The following is a 25227-nucleotide window of genomic DNA, read 5'->3' on the forward strand; positions in this document are numbered from 1 at the left end:
TCCGCCCTTCAAACCGGTCCGTTGCGTGAGCTTCAGAGCGTGCAGCGGCGCTCCGAGCGCAGCTTGATCTGGAGGTCGGAGGCAGCCTGGAAGGTCGGCAGCGGCTTGCTGACGACCTTGTAGGTCGACACGCCGAACTGGAACGGCTTGTATTGCAGGTCCTCGTTCCAGACCTGGCAGATGCCGGTGTTGTCCCAGCGGATCACGTAATAGCCGGCCTTCGCCGAAGCGGGCACGGCGAACACGGAAGAAGCGATGCCGGCAACGGCACAGAGCGCGAGTGCGCGACGCATGAAGTATCTCCTTGTGGGGGAAGTGTGTGACGCGAAAATTCGTGCGGTAAAAGCAGGTTCTTGGCAAGCCGGAGAGCGGCCGTTCACGGACATGTCAGACAGCGCCGGGCATTTGGTTTGGCCGCGTGCCCGGCAAGTCACACGCACTTCGTGCGGCTCACTTCGACAGCGATGCCACCGCCTCGATCGCGATCAGCATCTTCGGATCGGGCAGCGCCTGCACCACGCAAGTTGTGCGCGCCGGGTAGGGCGGCGGGCCGAAGGCGCCGGCATAGAGCGCGTTCATGGCGGCGACGTCCGCAGCGCGGGTCAGCAGCACGTTGACCTTGGCGAGGTCGCGGATGGTCGCGCCGGCCTCGTCGAGCACGCGTCTGATGTTGACGACGACGTTGGCGAACTGCGCCTCGAACCCATCGGGCAGCGCGCCATTGGCATCGAAGCCGGGAATGCCGGAGACGAACAGGAGGTCGCCGACGCGCGTGGCAAAGGACAGCGGCGGCGCCTTGACGTGCGGCGGGGGCGCGAAATGCTGGATCGGCATGGATCACCTCGGTCGGTGTTCTCGTGTTTCAGGAGCGTAGCGGCAGGCCGGGGCCGCTCAAAACAAAATATGCGAAAACAACCCCATGCACAGTAGAAAAGCCGAGACGTGTCAACGTGTTCGGGAAGTCCGAAATAATCGTTGACCCGTCGGGCAAAACACTGGCAGAATGGCATCATGGCGACAATGCGCTGTAGCTTCAAACTCCACCGTCATGCTCCGGCTTGCCGCCTTCGCTAAAGCTTCGGCGGCCGAGCACCCTTGAGGCCCCGGCGTAGCCTTGGCGGAGCCGGGACCGGGGTATCGAGTACGCCGGGGCCTCTCGGCTCAACCATGACTGCTTCTGGAATACTGGATCGCCCGGCGCGGGCGATGACAGTTGGATGCGCTGCTGCATCTTGCACGTCACGTCCGCCCCCATCATGTTGCCGCCGCGATCGATCGGATAGATTTGTCGCGTCTGATTCGATCCCCCCTAAAAATAGCCCCCCGGAGACACCCATGAAGTTCGCATCCACCTTCCGCGCCGCGCTGGTCGCCATCATCGCCCTGGCTGGCCTCGCGACTGCGGCACGGGCCGACAGCGGCTTCGTGACGCTGACGATCTACAAGGCGGGCTGGATCATCGGCGGCTCGGGCGGCAGCGGCGTGCTCAGCTTCCGCGGCCGCACCTATGGGCTCTCCACCGGCGGCCTCGACTACGGTCTCGTGTTCGGCGGCTCGAAAACCGTACTGCGCGGCCGGGTCTCCAACATCAACCGTCCCTCGGATGTGGCTGGCGTCTACGGCGCCGCCGGTGCCGGCCTTGCCGTCGGCCGCGGCGCCCGTGCCATCGTGCTGACCAACCAGAAGGGCGCGGTGCTGGAATTGACCGGCCAGCAGATCGGGTTGATGGCGAATGCGGATCTCAGCGGGCTTGCGATCACGATGCGGTAGGAGGGCTGTGTAGGGTGGGTTAGCCGCTCACGAACGCGGTCCTTCACTACGGAACGGCGCAAGGCGTACCCACCTCCTCCTCCGTCTCCGTGGCGACAGAAGCGGTGGGTTACGCCGCGCGGCCTGCGCTTCGCTTTGGCCGCGCAGCTAACCCACCCTACGAGTTCGTCGTGGTGAACACCGCAAGCTGCGCATCGAAAGCCCGCCTGAAAGCCGGCCGCGCCTCGCCGCGGGCGACATAGGCGGCAACGGCAGGATACTCGTCCAGCAGGCCCGACGTGTTCAGCCTGCGCAGCACCGTCACCATCATGAGATCGCCGGCGCTGAACGCGCCGTCGAGCCAGTCGGCACTGCCGAGGTGGCGGGACAATTCGCCGAGCCTGACACGGACGCGGTCCTGGAGCATGGGCAGGCGCTCCGCGTACCAGCTCTTGTCGCGCTCGAACAGCATCGCCATGGCGAGCTCGACGATCGGCGGCTCCACCGTGCTGAGTGCGGCAAACATCCACGCGATTGCACGGCTCCTCGCGTTCGCATCCTTCGGGAGCAAGCCATCGTGGCGCTCGGCGATCTGCAGCACGATTGCCCCGGACTCGAACAGGACGAGATCGCCGTCCTCATAGGTCGGGATCTGCCCGAAGGGATGCAGCGCGCGATGCGCCGGTGCCTTCATCGCCTCGAATGACACAAGGCGAACGTCAAAGGTTTGGCCGACCTCCTCCAGCGCCCAGCGCACCCGCATGTCGCGCGCCTGGCCCCGGCCGCGGTCGGGGGAGTTTTCGAAGGCGGTGATGGTGGGCGGCATGTGGGGCTCCGGGGTGCGATTGGTCAGAGGACGAATGATGGGTGCGGATTCCGACAGGCTGTCTCGCCATTCCCGCTGCGTAGGGTGGGTTAGCCGATCACGAACGCGGTCGCTCGATACGCGACCGGGCAAGGCGTAACCCACCACGTCCGCATCCGCGGTAACAGAAGCGGTGGGTTACGCCACGCGGACAGCGCTTCGCGCCACCGCGAGGCTAACCCACCCTACGAGCTACGAGCCGCAGCCGATCCACGCCGCCAGTTCGCGCCACGGCTCGATCGTCCAATGCCCGGACGCCGCACCGGACGGCGAGGGAAGCACGAAGACCTCCGGCAGGCTCGCATCGCGCGCCTGCCGGCCCAGCGCAATCGCAGCTGACGGCCTGCCATAAAACAAGCTCGCCGCCTTCTTGCTCGTAAACGCAATCGTCCGCGGCCGATAGGTCTCCATCTTGGCCCTGAAGCCCGGCACGTCGATCGTCTCCGTCGCGATCTGGTGATCCATCCCGGCGCCCGTCTTGGAGAGATCGGTGAAGCCGATCCCGAGCGCGAGCAGCGATGCAAACTCGCTCGGTTGATAGCGCCGCGGCGTGATCCCCGCTTCATGGATCGCCCGCCAGAAGCGGTTGCCGGGATGGGCGTAGTAGTGCCCGAGTTCAGCCGAGCGCGCAGAGGCGGCGGTGCCGACGAAGACGAGGCGGAGGCCCGCGCGGAGCTGGTCGGGGAGGCGGTGGAGGGTAGGGGTGGGCAAATCGACCAACCTTAGCGTTGCACAGAGCGTCAGCGACATCCGGGCCGCTGTCAATCTCGGATGTCGCTTCGCTCGTCCTGGCTACGCTGCGCTCTAAAAAGAAGCCGAGCTTTCGCCCGGCTTCTCGCTCCTGATGGATGCTCGAGCAAGCCCGCGCATAACGAGCGGAGAATTACAACACCCGATTACTCTCCTTCACCTTCTCCGCATCCAGATATACGCTCGATCCCATCTCCTTGAACTTCTCGCTCATCTGCTTCATGCCGTCTTCGACGGTGCCGGCCATCGACATGCCCACCGAGTTCGGATCGTTCAGCGTCGCCGCGTAATCCCGCACGTCCTGGGTGATCTTCATCGAGCAGAATTTTGGGCCGCACATCGAGCAGAAATGGGCGACCTTGTGGGCTTCCTTGGGCAGGGTCTCGTCGTGGAAGCTCTTTGCGGTGTCCGGATCGAGGCCGAGGTTGAACTGGTCGGTCCAGCGGAATTCGAATCGCGCGCGGGAGAGCGCGTCGTCGCGCAGTTGCGCGGCGGGGTGGCCCTTGGCGAGGTCGGCGGCGTGGGCGGCGATCTTGTAGGTGATGACGCCGGTCTTGACGTCGTTGCGGTCGGGCAGGCCGAGATGCTCCTTCGGCGTGACGTAGCAGAGCATGGCGCAGCCGAACCAGCCGATCATGGCCGCGCCGATGCCTGAGGTGATGTGGTCGTAGCCCGGCGCGATGTCGGTGGTCAGCGGTCCAAGCGTGTAGAACGGCGCCTCGCCGCACTCCTTGAGCTGCTTGTCCATGTTGATCTTGATCTTGTGCATGGGCACGTGGCCGGGGCCTTCGATCATGACCTGGCAGCCCTTGTCCCACGCGATCTTCGTCAGTTCGCCGAGCGTCTCCAGCTCGGCAAACTGCGCGCGATCGTTGGCATCCGCGATCGAGCCCGGACGCAGGCCGTCGCCAAGCGAGAACGAGACGTCATACTTGCGCATGAGGTCGCAGATCTCGTCGAAATGCGTGTAGAGGAAGCTCTCCTTGTGATGCGCAAGGCACCACTTGGCCATGATCGAACCGCCGCGGCTGACGATGCCGGTGACGCGGCTGGCGGTGAGATGGATATATTGCAGGCGCACGCCGGCGTGGATGGTGAAATAGTCGACGCCCTGCTCGCACTGCTCGATCAAGGTGTCCTTGTAGAGCTCCCAAGTCAGCTTCACGGGATCGCCGTTGCACTTCTCCAGCGCCTGGTAGATCGGCACGGTGCCGATCGGCACCGGCGAGTTGCGCAAGATCCATTCGCGCGTGGTGTGGATGTTGCGTCCGGTGGAGAGGTCCATCACGGTGTCGGCGCCCCAGCGGATCGCCCAGACCATCTTCTCGACCTCTTCCTCGACCGAAGAGGTCACCGCCGAGTTGCCGATATTGGCGTTGATCTTGGTCAGGAAGTTGCGGCCGATGATCATCGGCTCGAGCTCGGAATGGTTGATGTTGCAGGGGATGATGGCGCGGCCGCGCGCGATTTCGTCGCGCACGAACTCCGGCGTGATGAAGGCGGGCACCGATGCGCCAAAGCTCTCGCCGTCGGCGAGCGCGGCTTCCGCGCGCTCGAGCTGCTGCTTGCGACCGAGATTTTCGCGCTCCGCGACGTAGATCATCTCCTTGGTGATGATGCCGGCGCGGGCGAATTCGAGCTGCGTGATCTTGTGGCCGGGAAGGCCGCGCAGCGGCTTGTGATAGGCCGAGAAAGCGCGCGCGGCCTTGTCGGTGGAGACGCTGCCATTGTCCTCCGGCTTGATTTGGCGCCCCTCATATTCCTCGACGCCGCCGCGCTCCAGCACCCATTGCTTGCGGTTGCGCGCAAGGCCGGCGTTGACGTCGATGGTGACGGACGGGTCGGTGTAGGGACCCGAGGTGTCGTAGACCGGCAGGTTCGGCTCGCCGGCGCCTTCGGAGAGGATGATCTCGCGCAAGGGCACGCGCAGGTCGGGCGCGGCGTCGGGCGTCGCGAAGATTTTTCGCGAGGAGGGAAGGGGACCGGTGGTGACGGCGGGGACGGTCTTGTCGGGGTTGGAGCGGATGTTCATGGGGATTCTCCGGTTAATTCTGTTCTGCGTGCGTTGGCGCGACTACGGTGAATTCTTGCTCCGTCATTGCGAGGAGCCCTTGCGACGAAGCAAATCCAGACCGCCTTCGCGGAAAGTTCCTGGATTGCTTCGCTTCGCTCGCAATGACGGGTGGTGAGAGCGGAGCGATCATCACGCAGCCTCCACTGTCAGGTCGAGCCATTGCCGCACGCGCGCATCCGGGTCGGGATTTTGCGTGACGTCGGAAACCACAGCGATGGAATCCGCGCCTGCGGCAAAAATCTCCGCAGCGTGCTCGAGCTTGATGCCGCCGATCGCGACCAGCGGGATATCGCCGATGCGCTTTTTCCATTCGGTGATTTTTGGAATGCCCTGCGGCTCGAAGCGCATCGATTTCAGCGTGGTGAAGAAGATCGGGCCGAGCGCGACGTAGTCGGGTTTGGCTTTGAGCGCGGTCGCAAGCTCGTCGTCGTCATGGGTGGAGATGCCGAGCGACAGCCCGGCCTCGCGAATGGCCTTGAGATCGGCATCCGCCAGATCCTCCTGGCCGAGATGCAGATATTTGGCGCCGGCAACGACCGCGGCGCGCCAATAGTCGTTCACGACCAGCTTGGTCTGCGTGTCCTTGGTGATCGCCAGCGCATCGGTGACGATCTGCAGCGCGTCGGCGTCGTTCAGCTCTTTCGCGCGCAGCTGGATGGTGCCGACGCCGAGTTTCGTCAGGCGCTCGACCCATGTGAGGCTGTCGACGACGGGATAGAAAGGATCAGGATACGGCATGCCAGAACGGGGTCCCAACGACAGGGGTGGACGGGGAGGCGAAGTCGCGGGCGTCCATCAGCCCGGCTTCGTAAGCGGTGCGGCCGGCCTCGACGCCGAGACGGAAGGCGTTGGCCATCGCGACGGGATCGGCGGCCTTTGCGATCGCGGTGTTGAGCAGCACGGCATCGTAGCCGAGCTCCAGTGCGTGGGCCGCGTGGGAGGGCGCCCCCAAGCCGGCGTCGACGACCAGCGTGATGTCGGGCAGGCGCTCGCGCAGCAGTTTCAGCGCGTCACGGTTGATGATGCCGCGGGCCGAGCCGATGGGGGCTGCCCATGGCATCACCACCTTGCAGCCGGCATCGACCAGGCGGTTGGCGACCGAGAGATCCTCGGTGCAATAGGGGAACACTTCAAAGCCGTCCTTGATCAGGATGCTGGCGGCCTCGACCAGGCCGACGACGTCGGGCTGGAGCGTGTCGTTGTCGGCGATCACTTCGAGCTTGATCCAGGACGTGCCGAACAATTCGCGGGCGAGTTTTGCGGTCGTCACCGCCTCGCGCACGCTGCGGCAACCGGCGGTGTTCGGCAGCACCGTGACGTCAAGCTCGCGGATCAGCTTCCAGAACGCGTCTCCGGTCTTGCCGCCGGCGGATTCGCGGCGCAGCGAGACGGTGACGATGCTCGCGCCGGAGGCGCGGATCGCGGCCTGCATGATCGCGGGCGAGGGATAGAGCGCGCTGCCGATGAGGAGGCGCGAGGCGAAGGTCTTGCCGTAGAAGGTCACCATGTGAAAGGTGTCTCCTTGAATGATGATGTCATCCCCGCGTAGGCGGGGATCCAGTACGCCGCGGCAGCGCGGCTAGGACCGTGAAGCCGCGGCGTACTGGATCGCCCGGTCAAGCCGGGCGATGACAGCGGAGCGTGTGGCGCGTACATCATCCTCACCCTCCCTGCCGCGGCGTGATGATCTCGATCTCGTCGCCGGCTTTCAGCTGCGTCTCCGCCCAGCGGCTTTTCGGCACGACGTCGTGATTGAGCGCGATGGCGAAATGGGTGCCCTCGTAGTCGAGCTCGGTGAGCAGCGCGTCGACGCTGGCCGAGCTCACTTCGCGTTGCTCACCGTTCACGATCACCCGCACTGCATCACCTCATTGTCGATCTGGCCACGCTGGACATAGGCAAGTGTCAGCTCGGCGAGCGCCGGCGCGAGCAGGAAGCCGTGGCGATAGAGGCCATTAACGGCGATCTTCTCGCCGCGAATCCCGATGCGCGGCAGATTGTCGGGATAGGCGGGACGAAGCCCGGAGCCGAATTCGACGATGCGGGCTTCGCCGAAGGCGGGGTGCACGGCGTAGGCGGCGCCCAACAGCTCGAGCGCCGAGCGCACGCTGACGCCGGTGTCCTCGGCCTCGATCGAGGTCGCGCCCAGCATGAACAGATTGTCCTCGCGCGGGATGACATAGAGCGGCCAGCGCGGATGGATCAATCGCACCGGACGCGCAAGCTGCACCTCGTCGGTCTCGATCAGGATCATCTCGCCCTTGACGCCGCGCAGCTCAGGCTGCTCGTCGCGCGCGGAAAGGCCGCGGCAGTCGATCACGATGCCGTCGAGCTCGGCGGCGCTGACGCGGCTTTCGAACTTGATGGTGCCGCCGGCGGCGCGGATGCGCTCGTGCAATTTCGGCAGCACGCGGCGCGGCTCGACATGGCCCTCGCGCGGGAAGAACAGGGCTTCGCGGAAGCGGCCCTCCAGCGACGGCTCCAGCGCGGCAAGGCCGGCCGCATCGAGCCGCTCGTGACCCTCCGTCATGCGGGCAAAGCGCTCGAAATCATTGCGCTCGCGGGGATGGGCGACGACGAGCGAGCCGTTGAACGGCGTTTCCGGCAATTCGCGGCGCCAGATGTCGAGGGAGCGCAGGCCGAGGCGGCTGACCATGGGTTCGGCCACCTCCGCCTCGCAATAGGGCGCGAGCATGCCGCCGGCCCAATGGCTGGTGGCATCGGTCATGGCGGCGTCACCACGCTCGTGTAACGTCACGGCATGGCCGGCCTGCGCGAACAGCAAGGCCTGCCAGGCGCCTGCGATGCCTGCGCCGATGATAGATACCGGTGAATCCGGTCGCTTGGTGGTCTGCAACATCCCTGTCCCTTCGCCGGCATGACCCGGATCAGGTTCAAAGGGTCACCGCGGTCCTGGGCGGTATTGCCCATTTAGCGGTATCTCAGCTCCTCCTCGGAGCACCCCTCGGAACGGCTCTAATGTATGCCAGTGACGGGCGGTGTCAACGCGTTAAGCCACACGGCCGTCATTCCGGGGTGATGCGAAGCATCGAACTATGGTGCGCAATTGCGCACCTGAGAATCTCGAGATTCCGGGTTCGGTCCTGCGGACCGCCCCGGAATGACGATCTCTAGCGAGGAACCTGCGCCCGGGCGTTGCGGACGCGCTGGACGAGCTTCCTGGGCGACGTGGCGCCCAACATCGGCTGCGGGTTGCCGTTCGGCTCGAGCCAAGTCTCCCCTAAATTGGTCTCGCCCATATTGGTCGTGCCCAAGTTGGTCGGGCCGATAGTGGCGACCTGCACGGCCTCCTGCCGCTGCCGCTTTGCCGCATAGTAATAGCCGCCCGCGAAATAACGCACGGCTCGGGCATGGTCGCCATTGGCAGCGCGATAGGCGCCGGCGAGATATTTAACCGCATAGGTGAGGTTGGTGTTGGGATCGCGCAGGCCTGCGGCATCGCCGGTGTAGCCGACGCCGCGGGCGGTCGCGAGCTTGATCTGCATCAGCCCGATGGTGCCGCCACGGCCGACGAGGCCGGGCTGATAGCGGCTCTCGCGCATGATCACGCGGTGGACCAGCGCCTCCGGCACGCCGTTGGCGCGGGCATGGGCTGCGACCATCTCGGCGTATTCGGCTTGGCCGGCGAATGCGCCCTGCGGCAAAATCAGTGCGGCTGCGAGCAGCGCGGCAACGCGTAAAATTTTCATCGAAATATTCCTTGGCAGAACGGACCTGCACCCGTGCGGGTTAGGCCGTGGGAACACGGCGATGATGTGGCGAAACGCCGCCTTCGGCGATTTTCGTTGGGCCGTCGCTTTTACGACTCAAACTCACGTTAAGCTTGGGGCTGGCGGAGCGCCTTACGCGACGGCTGGTCTGTCCATCCGTGTCTCCGCCCAAAAATCGCTGTCAAAACAGCATTCGGGAGGACGTCCATGACCCCGCCACGCATCGACGACATTCCCACGCAGAACCCCTGTGCACAGTGCGGCACGCCGATTCCGTTCCCGGACTGGATCGAGCCGGGCGAAGGCCGCGTTTCCTATCTCTGGAATTGCCACGCCTGCGGCTACCGCTTCGAGGCGGTGGCGATCTTCGATGAGCACGCCATCAAGCAGCCGCCGCTCGCGGCTTGAGCTACGCCGCCGGAATGAGCGCGGAAACTCCAGCAATTGCTACAGGCGGTCCAGCAATCGCAATCGTCGTCCTCCTACGGTGCCAAGGGCAGCGCGCCGAGCGTCGCGCGCTTCTCCGCGCTGCTGATCGACTACAAGAGCTGAGCTGAGCGACGTTCGGTCGGCGCGTTGTTCGCCGCGATCGTGCTTCTCTCCAGGGCGCGTGGGCGGAATCGTGCGCTGCAATATGTTCCCGGGTGACGCAGGAACATGCCCTGGGCGCTTTTCGGCTCGCGCATCGCGCGACGAAATTGCCGCCCGCACGGAACTGGGCGTGATCAGCGCTGTTTTCTCCGCACAAGGTTTCTGTCGAAGGAGAGGACAACATGATGAAGTCGATCGTCGCCGGTCTTGCCGGCACAGCACTGCTCGCGACCGCTGCGTTCGCGCAAACGCCGCCCGCCACCACCGACAAGGCGCCGGCCGCGGCCACCGCCACGACGACGAGCGCGTCCGACCAGTGGCGCGTGTCGAAAATGTCGGGCGTCAAGGTCTATAACGAGGCTAACGAGAACATCGGCTCGATCAACGACCTCTTGATGGACAAGAGCGGTAACATCAAGATCGCCGTGATCGGCGTCGGCGGCTTCCTCGGCATGGGCGAGCATCTGGTCGCGGTGCCCTATGAGAAGCTGAAGTTCGTCAACGAGGCCGTCGCCTACTCCGGCACGGGAGCCACCAACCCGCCCGGCCGGCCGGCTGCGACCACGACGACTGGCGCGGCGACCGGCACCGACAAGACCGCGACGACCACGACCTCGTCGGCGTCGAAATGGTATCCGGATCATGCGGTGTTCAACGCCAGCAAGGACGAGCTGAAGAACATGCCAGAGTTCAAGTACTCGGAGTAATGGACTTCTAAACCCCTCAACGAAGCGCGCCCGGTTTCCCCGGGCGCGCTGTCGTGTCTTTCGTCATTGCGGCGAACTTGCGTATGACGACGCAGTTCAATGCCCCTTCACCAGAGGGCAGCCGCCCTTGTCGAGCGGACGGAAGGCCTCGTCGCCGGGTACGGTGGCGATCAGCTTGTAAAGGTCCCACTCGCCCTTGGATTCCTCGGGCTTCTTGACCTCGAACAGATACATGTCGTGGACCATGCGGCCGTCGATGCGGATCTTGCCACCTTTGGCGAAGAAGTCGTTGATCGGTGTCTTGCGCATCTCCTCCATCACCTTCGGCGCCTCGTCGGTCTTGATGGCGTCGATCGCCTTCAGATAGTGCATGGTCGCCGAGTAGAGGCCGGCCTGGATCATCGTCGGCATGTGGCCGACCTTCTCGTTGAAGCGCTTGGAGAAGGCGCGCGTCTCCTCGTTCATGTCCCAGTAGAAGGCGTCGGTGACGATCAGGCCTTGGGTCGCCTTGATGCCGAGCGAATGCGTGTCGGTGATCTCCTGCAACAGCGCGATCATTTTCTGGCCGCCCTGGGTCAGGCCGAACTCGGAAGCCTGCTTCAAGGCGTTGGTGGTGTCGCCGCCGGCATTCGCCAGCGCGACCACCTTGGCCTTGGAGGCCTGGGCCTGGAGCAGGAAGGAGGAGAAGTCCGACGAGTTGAGCGGATGGCGGACCTCGCCGAGCACCTTGCCGCCGCTCTCCTTCACCACGTTGGCGGCGTCGCGCTGGAGCGCCATGCCGAAGGCGTAGTCGGCGGTGACGAAGAACCAGCTGTCCTCGCCGCGCTTGACCATTGCCTTGCCGGCGACGTTCGACAGCGCATAGGTGTCGTAGGTCCAGTGCACCGTGTTGGGCGAGCAGGCGGTACCGGTGATGTCGGACGAGCCGCCGCCGGAATTGATGTGGATCTTGTTCTTCTCGCGTGTCAGCGCCGAGACCGGCAGCGCCACCGAGGACGTCGGCACGTCGAAGATCGCGTCGACCTTGTCGTTGTCGTACCAGTTGCGGGCGATGTTGACGCCGACGTCGGGCTTGTTCTGGTGATCGGCGGCGATGACCTGAACCGGCTTGCCCGCAACCTTGCCGCCGTAATCGGCGACCGCCATCTCGACCGCGGCGAGCGAGCCCTTGCCGGTCGCGTCCGCATAGAGGCTCGACATGTCCGTGAGCACGCCGATCTTGACGGTGTCGTCGGAAATCTGGGCCTGTGCGGTGCTGCATGTTGCGGCAAGCGTGAAGCCCGCTGCGACCGCGGCGATGAGTTTTTGCACGTTCTTTCTCCCTGCGTGTTGTTGTTTGGGTTTTGTTGCGCGCCTGTTCTAGCCGCAATCGGCGCCGCCGGCTAAGCCAGGAGCGCCGTAGCGGAATGCAAAAAGGCGGGGGCTGAGCGGGGTATTGGGAGTTCTTCGAGATCGCTTGGCGACGCCGGTCAGGCGCTGCTGCTCTTGAGCCGTTCGTTGCGCCGACGCAAGCCTTCCAGGGTAGCGAGGAGGACGACGGATACCGTCGTCAGCACCACCGCCGCTGCCGTGATCGTCGGGCTGATGTTCTCGCGGATGCCGGCGAACATCTCGCGCGGCAGGGTGCGCTGCTCGGGACCTGCCATGAACAGCACGATCACCACCTCATCGAAGCTGGTCGCGAAGGCGAACAGCGCACCCGACGCCAGGCCGGGCAGGATCAGCGGCAGGATCACGCGGCGAAACGCTTGAAGCGGCGAGGCGCCGAGTGAGGCGGCGGCGCGCGCCAGGTTGGTGTCGAAGCTTTGCAGCGTCGCGCCGACAGTGATCACCACAAACGGCGTCGCCAGCGCCGTATGGGCCAGGATCAAGCCGAGATAGCTGCCGGTCAGTCCGATCGGCGCGAAGAAGAAATACAGACCGACCGCGGTGATGACGCCAGGTACCACGACCGGCGACAGCACGAAGGCCAGCACGAGCGGCTTGAACCGGCTCCTCCACTGCGCCAGTCCCAGGGCGGCCAATGTGCCGAGCACCATGGACAGCACGGTCGAAGCGACGCCTATGATCATGCTGTTCTTCAGCGAATTCATCCAGCGCGGCGAATTGATGAAATCGTCGTACCAGCGCAAGGAGAGGCCGGGCAGCGGATAGGTCAAGTAGGAGCCTGAGCTGAAGGACAGCGGCATGATCGCCAGGATTGGCGCGATCAGGAAGATGAACACCAGCGCGGAGACAATGATCGTCGCGGTCCACGCGATGCGCTGGCTGGGCGTGCGGAGGGGGGAATTGTCGCTCAATTCTTCATTCCTCCCGTAACCTGCTGCCCATGCACCAGCTTTCCGTAGACGAGAGCGAGCAGAAGAGTGGCCAGCAGCAGCACCGCGCCCAACGCCGAGGCAAGTCCCCAATTGGCCGTCTCGGTCGTGTAGAGCGCGATGAAGTAGCTGATCATCTGATCGGCGGCGCCGCCGACGAGCGCCGGCGTGATGTAATAGCCGAGCGCCAGGATGAAGACGAGCAGGCTTCCCGCGCCGATGCCGGGCAGGGTCTGCGGCAGGTAGATGCGCAGGAAAGCGGTCAGCGGTGGCGCACCGAGCGAAGCGGCGGCACGCATGTAAGCAGGCGAGATCGCCTTCATGCTGCTGTACAGCGGCAGAATCATGAACGGCAGGAGAACGTGGGTCATCGCCACGCAGACACCGAAGCGGTTGTAGATCAAGCGCAACGGCTCGTCGATGATGCCAAGCCAGTGCAGGCTGTCATTCACGACGCCCTTGCTCTGCAACAGCACGATCCAGGCGCAGGTGCGGACCAGAAGCGACGTCCAGAACGGGAGCAGGACGAAGATCATCAGCAGGTTCGACCGGCCGGGCGGCAGCGTCGCCAGTAGGTAGGCGACCGGGAAGCCGAGGATCAGGCAGAGCGCCGTGACGCTGATGCTGATGAGGAAGGTGCGGGCGAAAACATCGCGGTAGATGGCCTGATCCGGCGCGGCCGCGACGATCGCGCCGTCTGCGTTTCGCGTCAGGTCGAGCGCCGCCAGAAGGTAGAAGCCGGTCACCGGACCGCTGGCGTCCTTGATCGTCGTCCAGGTGGCGCGTTCGCGCCAGGCCGGATTGATCTTGCCCAGCGTCTCCTTGGCCGTGCCGGGCTCCGGCACCGCCTTCAGATTGCGTGCCGTGCTGGTCAGGATCGTGCGGAAGCCATTCAATGCGTAGTTCAGCCGCTTGGCCGCAATGGCGATGGTGCCGGAGGCGCGCGCCGCCAGGATGTCGCTGGCCAGCGCCGCATAAGCCTTTTCATCCGGCAGGTCCCTGCCATCCCAGCTGGCGAGAGCAGCTACCGTGTGAGGGAAGACCTGGCGCACCTCCCTGTCCTCGACCGAGCGCCACAACATGCCGGCGATGGGCCCGGCGAACGTGAAGAGCAGGAAGACGAGAAGCGGTGCCACCAGCGCAAATGCCTTGACCTGCCGTGTCCGCTCGGCACGCCTCAGCCGGCGCTTGAGCGGCACCTCGGTCGACGCATTGGCGTCGGTCGAGAGCGCGTCCGTCATCGGTCGAGCCCCTTTGAACGGATATCCCTCGCTAATTCGGGTAGGTCAATCTCATCTGGCCTTTTGGAGCGGCCGGTGCAAGCGCCTCGTCCGTCGAGACGACCGCTTCGCGGTCTCCTCAGGATGAGGCTTATTGACATAGGTGCCTGAAAGGTCGCTGCCACAGACTCAGACCTCATCCTGAGGGCCCGCCGTAGGCGGGCATCTCGAAGATGCGCCACGGGCGAGTTGTCCGCCACGCACCCTCTACCTGTTGCGTAAGTCGGTTGCCGCCGCGCGCTATCTCGCCGCCCATTTGTTGAAGCGTTCGGTCAGGCGGTCGATGTTCTCGAGCCAGAAGCCAACGTTGATCTCGACCGCGTTCTTGATGTTGTCAGGCGCCGTCGGCAGGTCCTTCAGAACGGCGGGCCGTAGCCGCGCGGCTGCGTCCTTGTTCGAGGTGCCGTAAGCAATGTTCTCCGACAATTTTGACTGGTTCTCCGCCTTGCCGACGAAGTCCAGGAATTTGTAGGCGGCGTCCTTGTTCGGACTCGCCTTCAGAATGACCCAGCTGTCGAGAGTGAAGAGCGCTCCATCCCATACGATGCCAAAGTTCTTCTTCTCATTCTTGTTCGCGGTGTCGATGCGGCCATTGTAGACCGAGGTCATCGCCACCTCGCCGGACGCGAGCAATTGCGGCGGCTGGGCGCCGGCTTTCCACCAGACGAGGTCGCCCTTGATCGTGTCCAGCTTCTTGAAGGCGCGATCGATGCCCTCGTCGGTCGCCAGCACCTTGTAGACGTCCTTCGGTGCGACGCCGTCGGCCATGAGAGCGATCTCCAGCGTCGTCTTTGGGCCCTGGCGCAAGGCGCGCTTGCCCGGATATTTCTTGATATCGAAGAAGTCGGCCCAGCCCTTCGGCGCCTCCTTCAGCTTGTCCTTGTCGTAGCCGAGAACGAAATCATAAAGGATCGCGCCGACGCCGCAGGGATTGACCGCCGGTGGGATATAGGCGGACTCGCCGCCGATCCTGGAATAATCCAGCTTCTCGAACAGACCTTCCTCGCAGCCTACCGCGAGTTCGTCGCTCTCGACCTGGACCACATCCCATGTGGCGGCGCCCCCCTGCACCTTGGCGCGCAGCACCCCGATGCCGCCGTCCCAGGACTCGTCGTTCATCGCAATCCCGGCCGCCTTCTTGAAAGGCTCGAAATAGACCTTCTTTTGGGCATCCTGATAGGCGCCACCCCACGATACGACGGTGAGGTCACGCGCCTGCGCCATTGTCGTCAGCCCGGCGCTGGCGGTGAGCGCCGCGGCGAAACCCAAGACAATCTTGCCAATCTTGCGCTTCAGCATGGTCCTTGTTCCTTCTTCATGTGAGTTGCGTTGAGATGCCCGACCGCTTGTTTTGGATGAAGGCTGCAGGGTTGAATCAGACGGGATCGAGGGCCAGGCAGTCCTCCGGGCGAAAGGTGATCGACACGCTTTCGCCTTGTCTCAGACTGTGATGCGCTCCGGGCTGAAGCTTGACCATGAACTCCGCATTGCCGGCGACGCCGAGCACGGCCAGCGCGTGATCGCCGAGATAGATGGTGCTCTGCACCTTGGCCGGCAGGCGGTTCGGTCCGTCGTTGGAGGTGCCATCCGGGACAATGGAGATCCGCTCCGGCCGTACCGAGAGGGAAGTCGATGCGCCTGCGCGTGATACATTGACCGCCCGCGCGGTCACGGCGCCGCCACCGGCCAGCGCGACGCGGCAATATTCCTTTTCGATCGTTTCGACGGTGCCGGCCAGCACATTGTTCTCGCCGATGAAGTGGGCGACGAAGCTGTTCACCGGATGCTCGTAAAGCGAGTCGGGCGTATCGATCTGCTGCACAATGCCGTCGTTGAATACGGCGATACGATCCGACATCGTGAGCGCTTCACTCTGATCGTGGGTCACGTAGACGATCGTGATGCCCATTGTCTCGTGGAGTTGCTTGATCTCCAGCTGCATCTGCTCCCGCAGACGCTTGTCCAGCGCGCCCAACGGCTCGTCCATCAGCACGAGCTGCGGATTGAAGACCAGCGCACGGGCCAGTGCGACGCGTTGCTGCTGACCGCCGGACAACTGCCCGGGCCGCCGGTGTGCCAGGCTTTCCATCTTGATCATGCGCAAAGCCGCGCGGACGCGCTCCTGCGCTTCCGCCTTGTTGGTTTTGCGAACGGATAGCGGGAAGGCGATATTCTCCGCAATCGTCAGATGCGGAAACAAGGCATAGTTCTGGAATACTATGCCGATGTCGCGCCTATGCGGCGGCACGTTCTTGATCGGCCGGTCAGCGAGGTAGATCTCGCCATGGGTCGGAACCTCGAAGCCAGCGAGCATCATCAGCGTGGTCGTCTTGCCCGAGCCCGACGGGCCGAGCAGGGTAATGAACTCGCCCTTCTTGATCTCGAGGTCGAGGTTCTTCACCACGAGGTGCTCGCCATCGTAGGTCTTCTGAATGCCGGAAAAGCGTACCAGTGCCGGCGCAGGCGTGACCATGCCGGCTTCCATGTCGTCCTCGCGTTATCAGCTACGATGCTGTCAGCACCTCGTTCGAGTTGCGAGGAACAGCTTAGCATCCTCCGATGAGAATGCCAGCGGTGCAAGCGAAGACGCGCACGGACCCGGTGAGCAAAGGCGGGCTACATCCCCGACAGCTTCGTCACAACCACCTTCAGCGAGCCGCCGGCTTCGGCGACGACGCGCAGGGTCTTGGAATCGAAGGCGATGTCGGCAAGCGTCAGGCTGTCGATCTTGGCCTCGACCTTGAGGCCATCCTCGCTCTTCTGGTAGTCGGCGATCGCGACTGCGATCTTCTCGCGGGCGTTGGCGGCGATCGGCTTCAGGTCGAGCGTCGCCTTCTGCAGCAGGGCCTGCTGCATCTGCGGCACCACGGCACGCGCCGCGGCTCCTAACAGGCCGAACGCCGCCTCGGATTCCACCGCGAGCTGGATGTCGGCGAGCCGCAGCGTTTGCTGCGCCTGGTCGAGCATCGGCCGGCCCCAGATGTGCACGGTCGCCTCGGCGCCGAGGCCAAACCAGCTCTTCTTCTCCTTGGCGCGCACCAGCAGCGAGATCAGCAGGCGGTCGCCCGAGGGGGTCACGTTGACGGTCTTGACGGTGACGTCGACCGGGCCGGAGCCGTCCTCGGGATAGGTATGGCCGACCATCTGCGCCGCGATCAGCTTGTTGATCTCGGTGAAGGGCACGTCGATCGGCACGCCGATGTTCACGCCCGTGCCGGTCGGCGGCACGATCGAGATCTTGTCGGGAAACGGACACTCCGGCTTGGTCGGCGTCGAGGTCACGCGTGTCTCGGCCTCGAGGCCGAGCAGCAGCGTCACGGCCTGCGCATCGACGCGCGGCTGCGCCGCGATTGCGCGCACCGGCTTCATCTCGAGCCAGAGCGGCGGCAGTGCGGCCGATGAGCCCGAGCCTTGCAGCGAGATCGAGCGGCACGCCTTGGCCCATTGCGCCCTGGCATTCTCCCGCAGCGAGGGATCGTTGCGGATGCGTTCGGAGACGGCGTTGATCTGCTCGCCGACATTCTTGTCGATCAGCGGCTTCACCTGCGCCGGCACGTTGACCTTGGCGCCCGCGACGGCAACGTTGGTGTCGCCGAGATTGACCTGGGCGCCGAGATTGGGCTCCAGATACCAGTTGGCCGCGAGCTTGGGGCGCGAGGTGATGACCACGTTACCCTTGATTTCGGCGCTGGCGTTCAGGTTCTTGATGTTGACCGCGCCGATCCGTTTCGCGGCGTCGCCGCCGAGCACACTGCCGAGCGCGTCGCCAAGCGCACCGGTGGCCTTCGAGGACAGCGATCCCGTCACGTTCAGCCTGCCGGTGAGCGGCGTCGACAGCGTCAGCACGTCCTTGTCGCCTGTTGCCGCCATCGGTCCGCGCGCCGCCGTCCATCCGATGTCGGCGTTCTCCAGGATCTGCGAGATCGGGTTGTCGGCCTTCCCTGCGAAATTGCGCGGCGAAGCCCTCTCGGCCTGCTCGCGGATCACCGACAGCGCGATCGCGACCGGCGCGATCACGATGGAACTCTTCGAGGCCGGCGGCAGCGGCGGCAGTTGCGCAACCGTCGGCGCCGAATTGGTCACGCGCGGCGACAGCAAGTCCATGGCCTTGAGGCTGATCAAGAACGACGCCACGAGCACTGCGACGGCGATCAGGATCGTCTTCAGATTCAACGTTAGTCGCATCAATCCCCCAAGCCGCCCCGACGGGTTTTTACAGGGCCGGCGAGGAGGGCGCTAGAGCGCACAGGTGGGGTGGAATTGGGGCGAACAGGTTAACGGCTTGCGAACGCCCCGTTGCCGCGCGTTCAAACCGTCATCGCGAGGCTAGCTGCGTCGGGGACGGCGGACCGCCCTCACATTGCCGCGACCGCCGCCGCCGCAGAAGAAGCGATCGCCGCCGTCCGACTCCAAACCTGAGACCATCGTCCCGGCGGGCAGGTCGAGCTGCTCGAGCACCTTGCCCGTATCAGGGTCGATCCGCCGCACGTCACTCTCTTCGTTCTCCCAGGTGCCATGCCAGAGCTCGCCATCGACCCAGGTCACGCCGGTCACGAAGCGCTTGCTCTCGATGGTGCGGAGGACCTTTCCCGTTTCGGGATCGACCTGATGGATCTTGCGCTCGCGATATTGCCCGACCCAGAGCGAGCCTTCGGCCCAGGCCAATCCGGAATCCCCACCGCCGCCGGGCGCCGGAATGGTGCTGAGCACCCTGCCGGTGGCGGCGTCGATCTTCTGGATGCGATCTTCGGCGATCTGGAACAGGTGCCGGCCGTCGAACGCCGTTCCCGCATGCGCGGCGACATCGATGGAGCGCGCGATCTTGCCGTCGGCCGGATCGACCGCGTTCAGCTTGTCGCCGGACGCGAACCAGACATGTTTGCCGTCATAGGTGACACCATGAACGGCTTCGACGCCCGCGAAAGGCCCATACTCCTCGATGATCTCGGCGGCTGTACGCTTCATGTGCTCGATCCCTGTGATGTGACCTCACCCTACGTCTTCAGGAGCGGCGTGGGGAGTAACAAGCCTGTCGGGAAACCCGGGATGGGCGGGGTCATCCAACGCTTCGCCCGGCCATGCCCGAAGGACTGCACCTTGTGTGATCGCGCCAGGTCGTCGAGGGCCCGCTGCACGGTGCGGGCGCTCGTTCCGAGCGCCAGCGCGAGCGCCGAGCTCGACCAGGGTTCGCCGTCGGACAGGAAGGCGAGCACCGCGGCGTGCTTCTCCTCGACCGGCCGCGCCAGCACCAGAACCTGTCGCGTCTTGCGCGGTGTCAGCGCAAAGCCGTGTTTGGTCGCGCTCACATCGGCAAGAGGCTTGAGCTTGGCGCGAAGCCGACCGATCTCGACCCGCAGCCGGGCGCGATGCGATTCATCGACGTGCCTGGCGTGAAACGCGGCGGTCATCAGAGCCTCTCGGGACACGTCCGCGGGCCACGCCTGCGCCAGGGGGCGGGCGAGCGCGAACAGCACCGGCCGCGTTCCCAGTGACACGACGATGCCTCCCCTGCGAACGGTGTGATGGAACGTGTCCACGACGAGCGCTTGAGACGCGGCCAGCGCTTTGACCTGTCCGAGCAACAACGGATGCTCCTTGCCGCGTGCGATCAGGCGCGCCGCGGGCGTGTCGAGCACGAGGTTCGTGCTTTCGACTTCGGCCGTGAGCGCTGGAATCCCAGCCGACCGTGCCGCGTCGGCGGCGCGGTCGAGCGCCGCGCGCGCATCTTTGGTTTTGAGCCGCCGGATTGCGATGCCGGCGATCACGAGTTCACGGACGACCTGAGATGCCGGCGGAAGAGGGCCCGCGCCGAGCTCCGCCAGTGTGCGTTCGGCCTCGTCGAGGCGCCCGAGCAGAAGAAGGCGGCGAGCCTCGATGTGACCGGCATGGGCGGCATTGGCGAGATCGCCGTGCCTTGCGAGTGTCGCGCGCGCCGCTGCGAGCGTCTTCGCCGGCCAGCTCAGGTCGCGCGAGACCAGCGCGATCTCGGCCTCGGCAACGACGCATCTTGCGCGCGCCACCGCCTCTCTCGGACCGAAGGCACGTGCCGCGCTCCGCAGCAGCGTCTTGGCCTTGGCGAAATCGCCGAGCTGCGCCATCGCGATGCCGCGCAGTGCCAGCGACGGTGCGTCGTTGCGCAGCGCAACGCGGTTCAGCGCACCGAGCGGATCGCCCGCCTCGAGCGCGCGCGCCGCGGCCGTGATCAGCGATTCCATTCAAATCCCGCCACACTTGTTACTCCCACCCCGCAACCGCGAGATGCCAGAAACAGTTTACGACCGACGATGTGCGGTGAAGGGCGAGGGGTTCCGCGTCTGTCATAACGAAATGCGGAATGATCGCCCAGGCAAGAGGTTTGGAGAGCCATGATGACATCAGTTGAGAACGCAGGGACGAACGGACATTCCGCCATGCAAACACCACCCGTGGTGTCGCCGCAGGACTGGGAGGCAGCCCGTCTGCAACTGCTCGTGAAGGAAAAAGCGCATACCCGTGCCCGCGATGCCCTGGCCGCCGAGCGGCGACGCATGCCCTGGATGGCGGTGGACAAAACCTATGCGTTCGAGGGCCCCGGCGGCAAGCTCAGTCTGGTCGACCTATTCCAGGGCCGGCGGCAATTGATCGTCTACCGCGCCTTCTTCGAGCCGGGGGTGTTCGGCTGGCCCGACCATGCGTGCCGGGGCTGCTCCATGGTCGCCGACCAGGTCGCCCATGTCGCGCACCTCAATGCCCGCGACACCACCCTTGTCTTCGCCTCGCGCGCGCCGCAGGCCGATATCGCGCGGCTGAAGCAGCGGATGGGCTGGATCATGCCCTGGGTCACCATCACCGACAGCTTCGATGCTGATTTCGGCGTTGACGAATGGCACGGGACGAACGTGTTCTACCGTGACGGCGACCGCGTCTTCCGCACCTATTTCGTCAAGAGCCGGGGCGATGAGCAGATGGGCGGTACCTGGAATTATCTCGACATCACGCCGCTCGGCCGCCAGGAGGTCTGGGAGGATTCGCCGAAAGGCTATCCGCAGACGCCGACCTACAAATGGTGGAATTGGCACGACAGCTACACGGAAGGTGCGGCGCCCGACGAGAAGTGGGTCGAGATCTCGACCGCCGGCGAGAAGGCTTTTCGCAAGGAGGCTGCGGGAGAACGGAAATGACTGCTTCCGCCAGCGCGGCCGCCAGCGTCAACCGCGACAGTGTCGCGGCCGCGCGTCACCTCGCCCGATGGTTGGGGCTGGCGGCCACGCCGACCTTCGCGATCATGGCCCTGCTGACGGCCGCGCTTGGCGGCGGTGCGGCGGACATGCTCTGCTCCGCCGGACAAGGATCCGTGCTCGTTGGCATGGTTCCGATGTATCTGTTGATGAGCGCGTTTCATTCCGCGGCGTGGCTGAGATTGATTGCGGAGCGAAGGCGCGGCGGTGAGCGGTAACGGACCGCCCAGTGTGAACGCCTCGTCCTTGGGGACGCGCGCAAGCGCGCTCCTCAGGATGAGGCTAACCGGCATCTTCGCCTCGGTGCAAGCGCTTCGTAGGGAACGGCGGGCCGCCACACTCCGCCCTCATCCTGAGGGCCCGCCGCAGGCGGGCGTCTCGAAGGATGGCCACGATGACCGACATCAAACAAGAACGACCCGCTTAGCCTAGGTCGTTACTGCGAAGCCGCCTGCAGATAGGCAACCACCTTGGCCGCTTCCTCGGCCGAGATGCCGCCATAGGGCTGCATCTTGTTGCCCGGCACCACCTCGTCCGGCTTGACCATGAAGCGGGTAAGCTTGTCTTTGTCCCAGATGAAGCCGGCTTCCTTCATCGATGACGAGTAATTGTAGTTCGGCAGCGCGCCGGCCTTGCGTCCGACGATCTTGTTAAGATTGGGACCCAGGCGATTGTCGCCCTCTTTCATGGAGTGGCAGGTGCGGCAGGAATTGTTGAAGGCCTGCTGGGCTGCATCGTCGCTCGCCGGCTGCTGCGCGCGCGAGAGAGGCGGTGACAAGAGCAACGTCAATGCCCCCGTGCCGATTGCGAGCAGCCATGCGCTTGACGAACGTTGCGTGCGTGCTTGCATCTGCGCCTCCATGCAATCGCGCTGCAGCAAGCGCGCTTCGGGATGTCGAGGGCAAACGAACACGGCCCCGGTGGGTTCCGGGGCCGTTTGCGTCACAATGTCCTGTCGCTCAGCGCATCGCAACTCCAAGCTCGGCTCGCCGCTCCGTCATCGGCAGCACGATCACCTTGGTGCCGACATTGACGCGGGCGTAGAGGTCGGTGACGTCGTCATTGGTCATGCGGATGCAGCCCGACGAGACGTGCTTGCCAATGGTCTCGGGCGCGTTGGTGCCGTGAATGCGGTAGATGGTGCTGCCGAGATACATGGCGCGGGCCCCTAATGGATTGCCGGGGCCGCCGGCCATGTGGCGCGGCAGATAGGGCTGGCGGGCGATCATTTCCGGCGGCGGAGTCCAGGCCGGCCATTCGGCCTTCCGGCTCACCGATTGGATGCCGGACCAAGTGAAGCCGTCACGGCCGACGCCGATGCCGTAGCGCAGCGCCTGGCCGCCTCCGAGCACGTAGTAGAGATAGGTGTTGGGCGTATCGATGATGATGGTGCCTGGCGCTTCCCGCGTTGCATAGGAAACGGTCTGGCGGCGGAAGCGGGCCGGCATCTCGACCGCGTCCTGATCCTCGGACGGCGCGGCCTGATAAGGCATCGTCTGGTAGGGCTGGTACGGCTGGAGCGGCTGCGGCGCCGTCATCGGCGGCAGCGGTTGGACGAAGGGGAAGAGCTGCACCGGCGCAGCGTTGGCTGTATCTGCGAACGCGATTGCAGAGATCGCGACTGCACTGATCGCAATGGCGCGCGAATAGTTCTTGAACGTGTCAAGATTGATCATTGATCGCCCCTGTTTGCTCGGTGTTGTTGATCACCGCGGCACCGTTTCGGTGCTCCGTTGGGGTGATCACTAACGGCAAAACATTTCGGGACATTTGCGTGGAAAACCGAAAACGGCTTCGTGGCGGCAAGAATTGTTTCATGACAGTTTCGTGGCCGCGCGGGCCCGTTAACGAACAAAACAGAGCGCCGACACTTCTGTGACGTCATACGCCTGAAATATCCTTCGTTGATGGTCGGAAACCGAGAATCATCAAACTCTCGGGATTTTCCCATGCGGGTATTAATCGCGACCGACGCCTGGCATCCGCAGGTCAACGGCGTGATGCGGACGCTGACCTCGCTGGCGAGCGCGGCCAAGGCCCTCGATGTCGAGATCGACTTCCTGACCCCGGACGGTTTTCCGTCATGGCCGCTGCCGACCTATCCGGGCCTACGCATCGCGTTGCCGAGCTTCAGGGAAATCGCACGGCGGATCGAGAAGGCCGCTCCCGAGGCGCTGCACATCGCGACCGAAGGCCCAATCGGCTGGGCCGCGCGGGCCTATTGCCGTCGCAACCGACTTGCCTTCACCACATCCTATACGACGCGCTTTCCCGAATATGTTTCGGTGCGGACCGGCATCCCCGCGAGCATCGGTTATGCCGTGCTGCGCCACTTCCACGATGCCGCCGCGATGATCATGGTGGCGACGCCCTCGCTGCGGCAGGAGCTGTCCGAACGTGGCTTCAGGCGGCTCGGCTTCTGGACGCGCGGCGTCAACACCGAGCTGTTCCATCCCGAGAGCCCGGCAGCTCTGGACCTGCCACGTCCCATCTTCATGACGATGGGCCGGGTCGTGGTGGAGAAGAATCTCGAAGCGTTCCTCGCGCTCGACCTGCCCGGCACCAAGGTCGTCATCGGCGACGGCCCGCAGAAGCCTGCGCTGGAAAAGAAATATCCCGGCGCCGTCTTTCTCGGCGAGAAGAAGGGGGCGGATCTCACCGCGCATCTTGCCGCCGCCGACGTCTTCGTGTTTCCCAGCCTGACCGACACCTTCGGCGTGGTGCAACTCGAGGCGCTGGCCTGCGGCACGCCGGTTGCGGCGTTCCCGGTGACGGGCCCCAAGGACGTCATCGCCGATCATCAGATCGGCGCGATCGACCATGATCTGCGCACCGCGTGCCTGCGCGCGCTCACGATGTCGCGCCAGACCTGCCGCAACTTCGCGCTGGAGCGTTCCTGGGAAAACAGCGCGCGCCAGTTCGTCGGCAATCTCACCTCACTTCAGCCCAGCCGCACCTTGCGCGCCTCGCCTCGCATGGCGCAGCGGCCGGTGCGCGGTTGATCGTCCATTTGAACCACAGCGAGAACCTCATCGATGGCTAAGATCATGAACCTTGATGGCACCCAGCAGCTCGACCTCACCCGCGGCACGGTCGAGCAGGCCTATGACCGCTGGGCGCCGGTCTACGACCTCGTGTTCGGCGGCGTCTTCGCCAAGGGCCGGCAGGCGGCGATCGCGGCCACCAACAAGATCGGCGGCCGGGTGCTCGAGGTCGGCGTCGGCACTGGCATCTCGCTGCCGCTCTACGCGCCGAACTTGCGCATCTTCGGCACCGACATCTCGGAGGCGATGCTCGACAAGGCGCGCCGCCGCGTGAGCGAGCAGAAGCTGAAGAACGTCGAGGGCCTCGCGGTGATGGACGCCGAGAAGCTCGAATTCCCCGACAATTCCTTCGACGTCGTCATGGCGCAATACGTCGTCACCGCAGTGCCCAATCCGGAGAAGGCGCTCGACGAATTCGTCCGCGTGCTGCGCCCGGGCGGCGAGCTGATCATCCTCACCCGCGTCAGCGCCGATACCGGCATGCGCCGCTTCATCGAGCAGAAGCTGCAGCCGGTGGTGCGTCCGCTCGGCTTCCGCACCGCCGAGTTCGCCTGGTCGCGCTATGCGAGGTGGCTGGCCGGCGCCCGCGGCATCGAGCTTGCCGAGCGCCGTCTGATTCCGCCGCTCGGCCATTTCTCGCTGGTGCGCTTCCGGAAGGTCGACATCGCCAAGGCGGCGTAGCATCGCTGTTGCCCCTCTTCGTGAGGAGGCGCGCAAGCGCCGTCTCGAACCATGAAGGCCCGCCTGCCGCAGACGGGCCTCGCCCTTCGAGACGCTTGCTGCGCAAGCGCCTCAGGGTGAGGGGCAGGGCTATCGCATATGGCGAAGCATACTGAGGAGGAAGGCATCATCCCAGCCCGCGCGCTTGATTTTGCGTCGAATCGAGGCGGTGTCGGGATGA

Annotated in this window: 27 protein-coding genes and 1 riboswitch; of the genes, 7 read left to right on the top strand and 20 right to left on the bottom strand. The window is 64.7% G+C overall.

Going from position 1 to position 25227, the window contains the following annotated elements; genetic code table 11:
* Nucleotides 1–32 precede the first annotated feature (32 nt).
* Complete coding sequence (locus IVB12_RS04605; protein WP_247278415.1) at nucleotides 33–293, bottom strand: hypothetical protein; 261 nt, start codon at nucleotides 291–293, stop codon at nucleotides 33–35.
* Between the two features lie 157 nt (nucleotides 294–450).
* Nucleotides 451–834 carry a RidA family protein gene (locus tag IVB12_RS04610; RefSeq protein WP_247296064.1) on the bottom strand — a complete coding sequence of 128 codons (384 nt, stop codon included), beginning with the start codon at nucleotides 832–834 and terminating at the stop codon, nucleotides 451–453.
* Between the two features lie 501 nt (nucleotides 835–1335).
* On the opposite strand from IVB12_RS04610, the gene IVB12_RS04615 reads away from it, so the two are divergent.
* A complete protein-coding gene (locus IVB12_RS04615; RefSeq protein WP_247296066.1) occupies nucleotides 1336–1770 on the top strand; it encodes a hypothetical protein in 435 nt (144 codons plus the stop codon).
* A 157-nt stretch (nucleotides 1771–1927) separates the two neighbouring features.
* Here the strand turns inward: IVB12_RS04615 and IVB12_RS04620 are convergent, their stop codons facing one another.
* The 8 genes from IVB12_RS04620 to IVB12_RS04655 form a co-directional block, all read right to left on the bottom strand.
* Nucleotides 1928–2575 (bottom strand): glutathione S-transferase family protein, encoded by a 648-nt coding sequence (locus IVB12_RS04620; protein WP_247296067.1) that lies wholly within the window; start codon nucleotides 2573–2575, stop codon nucleotides 1928–1930.
* Between the two features lie 231 nt (nucleotides 2576–2806).
* Complete coding sequence (locus tag IVB12_RS04625) at nucleotides 2807–3364, bottom strand: mismatch-specific DNA-glycosylase (RefSeq protein ID WP_247296069.1); 558 nt, start codon at nucleotides 3362–3364, stop codon at nucleotides 2807–2809.
* A gap of 133 nt (nucleotides 3365–3497) precedes the next feature.
* Entirely contained in the window at nucleotides 3498–5396 is a 1899-nt protein-coding gene (gene thiC / locus IVB12_RS04630; protein WP_247296070.1) for a phosphomethylpyrimidine synthase ThiC, read from the bottom strand.
* A gap of 171 nt (nucleotides 5397–5567) precedes the next feature.
* Complete coding sequence (locus tag IVB12_RS04635; RefSeq protein ID WP_247296072.1) at nucleotides 5568–6176, bottom strand: thiamine phosphate synthase; 609 nt, start codon at nucleotides 6174–6176, stop codon at nucleotides 5568–5570.
* The gene (locus IVB12_RS04640) at nucleotides 6163–6945 is read right to left on the bottom strand and encodes a thiazole synthase (RefSeq protein ID WP_247296074.1); all 783 of its coding nucleotides are present in this window, start codon (nucleotides 6943–6945) and stop codon (nucleotides 6163–6165) included. Before IVB12_RS04640 ends, IVB12_RS04635 begins: the two co-directional genes overlap by 14 nt.
* 154 nt (nucleotides 6946–7099) lie before the next feature.
* Nucleotides 7100–7297, bottom strand: a complete 198-nt coding sequence (thiS, locus tag IVB12_RS04645; protein ID WP_247296076.1) for a sulfur carrier protein ThiS — start codon at nucleotides 7295–7297, stop codon at nucleotides 7100–7102.
* Complete coding sequence (locus IVB12_RS04650; RefSeq protein WP_247296078.1) at nucleotides 7288–8298, bottom strand: FAD-dependent oxidoreductase; 1011 nt, start codon at nucleotides 8296–8298, stop codon at nucleotides 7288–7290. Before IVB12_RS04650 ends, thiS begins: the two co-directional genes overlap by 10 nt.
* A riboswitch (TPP riboswitch) is annotated at nucleotides 8286–8414 on the bottom strand. Its footprint overlaps the gene before it by 13 nt.
* A gap of 155 nt (nucleotides 8415–8569) precedes the next feature.
* Nucleotides 8570–9148 (bottom strand): lytic transglycosylase domain-containing protein, encoded by a 579-nt coding sequence (locus tag IVB12_RS04655; RefSeq protein WP_247296080.1) that lies wholly within the window; start codon nucleotides 9146–9148, stop codon nucleotides 8570–8572.
* Between the two features lie 228 nt (nucleotides 9149–9376).
* Between IVB12_RS04655 and IVB12_RS04660 the strand changes: the two genes are divergently transcribed.
* Nucleotides 9377–9577, top strand: a complete 201-nt coding sequence (locus tag IVB12_RS04660) for a hypothetical protein (RefSeq protein WP_247296082.1) — start codon at nucleotides 9377–9379, stop codon at nucleotides 9575–9577.
* A 365-nt stretch (nucleotides 9578–9942) separates the two neighbouring features.
* Nucleotides 9943–10467 carry a PRC-barrel domain-containing protein gene (locus IVB12_RS04665; protein WP_247296084.1) on the top strand — a complete coding sequence of 175 codons (525 nt, stop codon included), beginning with the start codon at nucleotides 9943–9945 and terminating at the stop codon, nucleotides 10465–10467.
* Nucleotides 10468–10563: 96 nt separating this feature from the next.
* Here the strand turns inward: IVB12_RS04665 and IVB12_RS04670 are convergent, their stop codons facing one another.
* The 8 genes from IVB12_RS04670 to IVB12_RS04705 all read right to left on the bottom strand — a co-directional run bounded on the left by IVB12_RS04670 (nucleotide 10564) and on the right by IVB12_RS04705 (nucleotide 20280).
* Complete coding sequence (locus tag IVB12_RS04670) at nucleotides 10564–11778, bottom strand: ABC transporter substrate-binding protein (protein WP_247296086.1); 1215 nt, start codon at nucleotides 11776–11778, stop codon at nucleotides 10564–10566.
* Between the two features lie 158 nt (nucleotides 11779–11936).
* Nucleotides 11937–12767, bottom strand: coding sequence for an ABC transporter permease (locus IVB12_RS04675; RefSeq protein WP_247296088.1), 831 nt, complete (start codon nucleotides 12765–12767; stop codon nucleotides 11937–11939).
* Nucleotides 12764–14026 (bottom strand): ABC transporter permease, encoded by a 1263-nt coding sequence (locus tag IVB12_RS04680; RefSeq protein ID WP_247296092.1) that lies wholly within the window; start codon nucleotides 14024–14026, stop codon nucleotides 12764–12766. The genes IVB12_RS04675 and IVB12_RS04680 overlap by 4 nt, the downstream gene beginning before the upstream one ends.
* Before the next feature lie 279 nt (nucleotides 14027–14305).
* Nucleotides 14306–15364 carry an ABC transporter substrate-binding protein gene (locus tag IVB12_RS04685; protein ID WP_247296094.1) on the bottom strand — a complete coding sequence of 353 codons (1059 nt, stop codon included), beginning with the start codon at nucleotides 15362–15364 and terminating at the stop codon, nucleotides 14306–14308.
* A 76-nt stretch (nucleotides 15365–15440) separates the two neighbouring features.
* A complete protein-coding gene (locus tag IVB12_RS04690; RefSeq protein ID WP_247296096.1) occupies nucleotides 15441–16550 on the bottom strand; it encodes an ABC transporter ATP-binding protein in 1110 nt (369 codons plus the stop codon).
* Between the two features lie 131 nt (nucleotides 16551–16681).
* A complete protein-coding gene (locus IVB12_RS04695; RefSeq protein WP_247296098.1) occupies nucleotides 16682–18250 on the bottom strand; it encodes a DUF4403 family protein in 1569 nt (522 codons plus the stop codon).
* A 141-nt stretch (nucleotides 18251–18391) separates the two neighbouring features.
* A complete protein-coding gene (locus IVB12_RS04700; RefSeq protein WP_247296100.1) occupies nucleotides 18392–19030 on the bottom strand; it encodes a PQQ-binding-like beta-propeller repeat protein in 639 nt (212 codons plus the stop codon).
* A 29-nt stretch (nucleotides 19031–19059) separates the two neighbouring features.
* Complete coding sequence (locus tag IVB12_RS04705) at nucleotides 19060–20280, bottom strand: helix-turn-helix domain-containing protein (RefSeq protein ID WP_247296102.1); 1221 nt, start codon at nucleotides 20278–20280, stop codon at nucleotides 19060–19062.
* A 150-nt stretch (nucleotides 20281–20430) separates the two neighbouring features.
* Here IVB12_RS04705 and IVB12_RS04710 point away from each other — a divergent pair, with 150 nt between their 5' ends.
* Both IVB12_RS04710 and IVB12_RS04715 read left to right on the top strand, forming a co-directional pair.
* Nucleotides 20431–21225: a thioredoxin family protein gene (locus tag IVB12_RS04710; protein WP_247296104.1), complete on the top strand. Its 795-nt coding sequence runs from the start codon at nucleotides 20431–20433 to the stop codon at nucleotides 21223–21225.
* On the top strand, nucleotides 21222–21500 hold the full coding sequence (locus IVB12_RS04715; RefSeq protein ID WP_247296106.1) for a hypothetical protein: 279 nt from the start codon (nucleotides 21222–21224) through the stop codon (nucleotides 21498–21500). The genes IVB12_RS04710 and IVB12_RS04715 overlap by 4 nt, the downstream gene beginning before the upstream one ends.
* A 218-nt stretch (nucleotides 21501–21718) precedes the next feature.
* On the opposite strand, the gene IVB12_RS04720 is transcribed toward IVB12_RS04715, so the two are convergent.
* Together IVB12_RS04720 and IVB12_RS04725 are read right to left on the bottom strand one after the other, a co-directional pair.
* Complete coding sequence (locus tag IVB12_RS04720; RefSeq protein ID WP_247296108.1) at nucleotides 21719–22132, bottom strand: c-type cytochrome; 414 nt, start codon at nucleotides 22130–22132, stop codon at nucleotides 21719–21721.
* 109 nt (nucleotides 22133–22241) lie between these two features.
* Nucleotides 22242–22958, bottom strand: a complete 717-nt coding sequence (locus IVB12_RS04725) for a L,D-transpeptidase (RefSeq protein ID WP_247296110.1) — start codon at nucleotides 22956–22958, stop codon at nucleotides 22242–22244.
* A 273-nt stretch (nucleotides 22959–23231) separates the two neighbouring features.
* On the opposite strand from IVB12_RS04725, the gene IVB12_RS04730 reads away from it, so the two are divergent.
* Together IVB12_RS04730 and IVB12_RS04735 are read left to right on the top strand one after the other, a co-directional pair.
* Nucleotides 23232–24284 carry a glycosyltransferase family 1 protein gene (locus IVB12_RS04730; RefSeq protein WP_247296114.1) on the top strand — a complete coding sequence of 351 codons (1053 nt, stop codon included), beginning with the start codon at nucleotides 23232–23234 and terminating at the stop codon, nucleotides 24282–24284.
* 33 nt (nucleotides 24285–24317) lie between these two features.
* Complete coding sequence (locus tag IVB12_RS04735; protein ID WP_247296116.1) at nucleotides 24318–25007, top strand: methyltransferase domain-containing protein; 690 nt, start codon at nucleotides 24318–24320, stop codon at nucleotides 25005–25007.
* The last annotated feature ends 220 nt before the right edge of the window (nucleotides 25008–25227 follow it).

The sequence above is a fragment of the Bradyrhizobium sp. 179 genome (genome assembly GCF_023073535.1).
Lineage (GTDB): Bacteria > Pseudomonadota > Alphaproteobacteria > Rhizobiales > Xanthobacteraceae > Bradyrhizobium.